This window comes from Bifidobacterium sp. POST2/T3 (B1) (genome assembly GCF_058197115.1).
On record NZ_JBVPQK010000284.1, the window covers coordinates 1 to 3388 of the forward strand.

At 59.7% G+C, this 3388-nt stretch carries 3 protein-coding genes; all 3 read right to left on the minus strand.

Translation table 11 applies throughout. The features are described 5' to 3' along the window. Nucleotides 1-5: 5 nt before the first annotated feature. From AC0AP0_RS10565 to AC0AP0_RS10575, 3 genes are read right to left on the minus strand one after another with little or no spacing between them, the layout of a single operon-like run. Nucleotides 6-710, minus strand: coding sequence for a LutC/YkgG family protein (locus tag AC0AP0_RS10565; RefSeq protein ID WP_490430431.1), 705 nt, complete (start codon nt 708-710; stop codon nt 6-8). Then, a complete protein-coding gene (locus tag AC0AP0_RS10570; protein WP_046322442.1) occupies nt 707-2212 on the minus strand; it encodes a LutB/LldF family L-lactate oxidation iron-sulfur protein in 1506 nt (501 codons plus the stop codon). The genes AC0AP0_RS10565 and AC0AP0_RS10570 overlap by 4 nt, the downstream gene beginning before the upstream one ends. Beyond that, nucleotides 2209-3027, minus strand: a complete 819-nt coding sequence (locus tag AC0AP0_RS10575; RefSeq protein ID WP_490430432.1) for a (Fe-S)-binding protein — start codon at nt 3025-3027, stop codon at nt 2209-2211. Before AC0AP0_RS10575 ends, AC0AP0_RS10570 begins: the two co-directional genes overlap by 4 nt. Between the last annotated feature and the right edge of the window lie 361 nt (nt 3028-3388).

Here is a 3388-nt window from a genome sequence, read left to right on the forward strand (position 1 = left end):
TCGAGCTACATGTCTTCAACCACCAGATATGTCATATCCAGGGGACCATGCACGCCCACCACGATCACCATCTCGATGTCGCCCGTGTTGGAGGGGCCGGTGATGAAGTTGATGTTGGAGGTCTTGAGCTCACCTGAGACCAGGGCGGGACCATAGTAGTCCATGGCCTGTCGGGTTCGAGGCAGGATCTTCGACTTGCGAATGATGCTCAGATAGTGAACCGGCAGGAAGTGGAAGGCACGACCCTGACCAGGAGTGGTAGCCACGGTGATGGTGCCCGACTCGGCCAGGAGGAAGTCCGCAAAGGCGATGGCCGTTCCTGACTCGTCGGCGGTCTTGATGTTCTCCTCACGGCTGGCCCCCGGCTTCCAGAAAGTGGCGGGCGGATTCAGGCTGTCCCTCCACTCCTCCAACCCGAAGTCTGCGAACAGGTCTGAAGTGGGCAGCATCACATGGTCGCTGTCGTCCTTGCGTGAATCAATGAATTCATCCAGGGCAGTGGGCAGCTCAGCCTTGGTGCAGGTGCGGAAGTCCACATGGACGGCCTCGCTGCTCTTCCGGGCGATCTCCAGGAGCTCGTCCTGGGTATGACCCGACAGGGTGGTCTCCGGCAAATCGTTGACCGGCACCAAAGGATGATCCTTGAGCTGGTGACGGGGCCGACCGCTCTTCTTGGCCAGGTAATCCAGGAATACCTCACGATCGGTCATGCCTGCTGCTCCTTCTTGTGATGAGCGAACCAACTGCGGAAGTTCTCCCCGTGCTTGGGCGGATCCGGCAGATCACGTACCTTGGTCCATCCGCCGAAGACGAAGGGCATCCATTCCACATGCCGATCACTGGCGAAGAGGTTCTTGGCCGTCTCCGGCTGCTTCTTGGATATGGGGGTCAGCATGGTGTGGTCCACACCCAGGGCAGTGCGGAAGAGCGAGGAGTGGCCGGTTCCCAGGCCCATGACCCTCATGACCGTGTCGTCGATCAGATTGGCCTGGGACTGGTCATCCATCATGATCCGCCGGTGCTCGATCATGAGCTGATGCAGGGGGATCTTGACCGGACAGGTGGCCGTGCATGCCGCGCACAGGCTGCAGGCGTAGGGCAGGTCTCCGAAGTCGTCATAGCCGCCGTCCAGCACCGGCGAGAGCACCGAGCCCACAGGGCCCGGATAGATGGATCCGTAGCCGTGACCGCCGATGTGCCGGTAAATGGGGCAGACGTTCAGGCAGGAGGCGCAGCGGATGCACTGGAGGATGGGCTCGAAGACCGTTCCCAGAGCGTTTGAGCGGCCGTTGTCCAGAATGACCACATAGAAATCGTCCGGTCCGTCCGACTCCTGACCAGTGCGTGGCGCGGTGTAGGTCAGGTAGGAGGTCAGCTTCTGGCCGACAGCGGACCGGGCCAGCATGTTGTCCATGGTCTCGGCCTCCTTCATGGTCGGCACCAGGCGCTCCATGCCCATGACCACCACCTGGGTCTTGGGGATGCACATGGCCAGGTCGGCGTTGCCCTCGTTAGTCACCAGGTTGATCATGCCCGTGTCGGCCACGGCGAAGTTGCAGCCGGTGATGCCCATGTCCGCCTCGAGGAAGTGCTTGCGCAGAACCTTGCGCGAGAACCGGGCCATGTGCTGGGGGTCGTTGTCGCCCTTGTAACCCAGCTTCTTCTCGAAAACCTGACGAACCTGCTCGCGGTTCTTGTGCAGGGCGGGGAAGACCAGATGCGTGGGCTGGTCCCAGTCATCCTCCTCCAGGATGAACTCGGCCAGATCGGTTTCCAACACTTCCAGGCCGGGCACAGTCATCAGTGTTGGATCCAGGTTGATCTCGCTGGTCACCATGGACTTGCTCTTGACGACGTGCTTGGCCTTCTTTTCGATAGCGATCTGCTTGATGTACTGGGCAGCCTCATCGTCGGTCTGGGCGAAGAAGACATGGCCGCCGCGCTTCTCCACGTTGTCGGCGAACTCCTCCAGATAGTCAGGCAGGTAGCGGATGACGTGCTGGCGGATCTGCTCGCCCAGGTCGCGCCACTGTTCCCAGTTGCCCAGTTCCTGGCGGGCGGCTTCACGCTTGATCCACTGGGCATCCTGGGCCTTGGCCACGGCCTGTTGGGCGAATTTGTCCTGTTCGGACTCTTTGACCCTGGTCAGGAAGGGAGCCTTGCTGGTCCGCAGATATTGCGCGGCCTTCTTGCCATTGACCAAGCTGCTCATACCAGAGCCCCCTCTTTCTTGGCAGCCCTGACGGAATCCACAGTCCCATCGCCAGCAGAGCGGCCTTCCACATACTTGACGCGACGCATATCCACGTTGTGATTGAGCACCTCAGCCAGGTGCATGATGGTGATCTTCTCGCCACGCCGGTTGAAGCGGCCGCCGATGTTCATCAGGCATCCCGGATCACAGGAGATGAGGACGCTGGCCTTGGTGCTGAGCACGTCATTCACCTTCTCATCGACCATCTGCTTGGAGATCTCAGGCTCCTTCATGGAGAACATGCCGCCGAACCCGCAGCAGTTCTCGATGTGGGGCAGGGGGACCATGGTCAGACCCTTGACATGGCCCAGCAGGACGAAGGGACTGGTCCGCTCCCCCAGCAGCCGGGTCATGTGGCAGGAGCGGTGGTAGGTGGCCACAGCATCGAGTTCGGCGCCGGCATCCAGCACACCCAGCACCCGATAGAGGAACTGCGAGAACTCATAGGTCTTGTCAGCCATGGTCTGGGCCTTGGCCGCATAGACCGGGTCATTCTTCAGATGGAAAGGCAGCTCCTTAAGCATATTCACACAGGAACCTGCCGGACCCACGATGTAGTCGGCATCCACGCTCAGCAGGGCATCGACCTCGTTGCGCATGACCTGCATGCTCTCCTTGACATACCCGCTGTTGAAAGTGGGCTGGGCGCAGCAGATCTGCTCCTTGGGAAGATAGGTATCGCAGCCGAACCGCTCCAACACCTCCACCATGGCCTTCCCCACGTTCGGAAACATGAGGTCCACCACGCAGGTGGAGAATATTACTACTTTCATTACCGCACCTCTCTACAACCTTGCACGCCAGGTCCGAACCATCTCTGGATTGCGGAGAAACCCAACATCACCTGAACCCCTAATCCTTCCAACACATCGCTGCCTTGCGACCACCACGCTCATGCGGTCATCGATGCGCAATCCTTGAAAGGACCCATCATTATCATGGTCTCGACCTGGAATTCGCGCCGTCGAAAATCGCCCACCCTCAGCTTTTGAACGTGTGAGATTTACCACATATATGCTACCACGACAGTCTGGGAATCTTTGGCATGTCAAGGATCAGAGGTGACTGGTCGATTCGCTACAGTGGAGTCAGACCCTGCGCGGCCATCCTCGTGAAAGGGGCAATCGGCGTATG

Coding starts and splice junctions, on each gene's coding strand:
- AC0AP0_RS10565 (WP_490430431.1), bottom strand. CDS start 710: ATGACCGATCGTGAGGTATTCCTGGATTACCTGGCCAAGAAGAGCGGT.
- AC0AP0_RS10570 (WP_046322442.1), bottom strand. CDS start 2,212: ATGAGCAGCTTGGTCAATGGCAAGAAGGCCGCGCAATATCTGCGGACC.
- AC0AP0_RS10575 (WP_490430432.1), bottom strand. CDS start 3,027: ATGAAAGTAGTAATATTCTCCACCTGCGTGGTGGACCTCATGTTTCCG.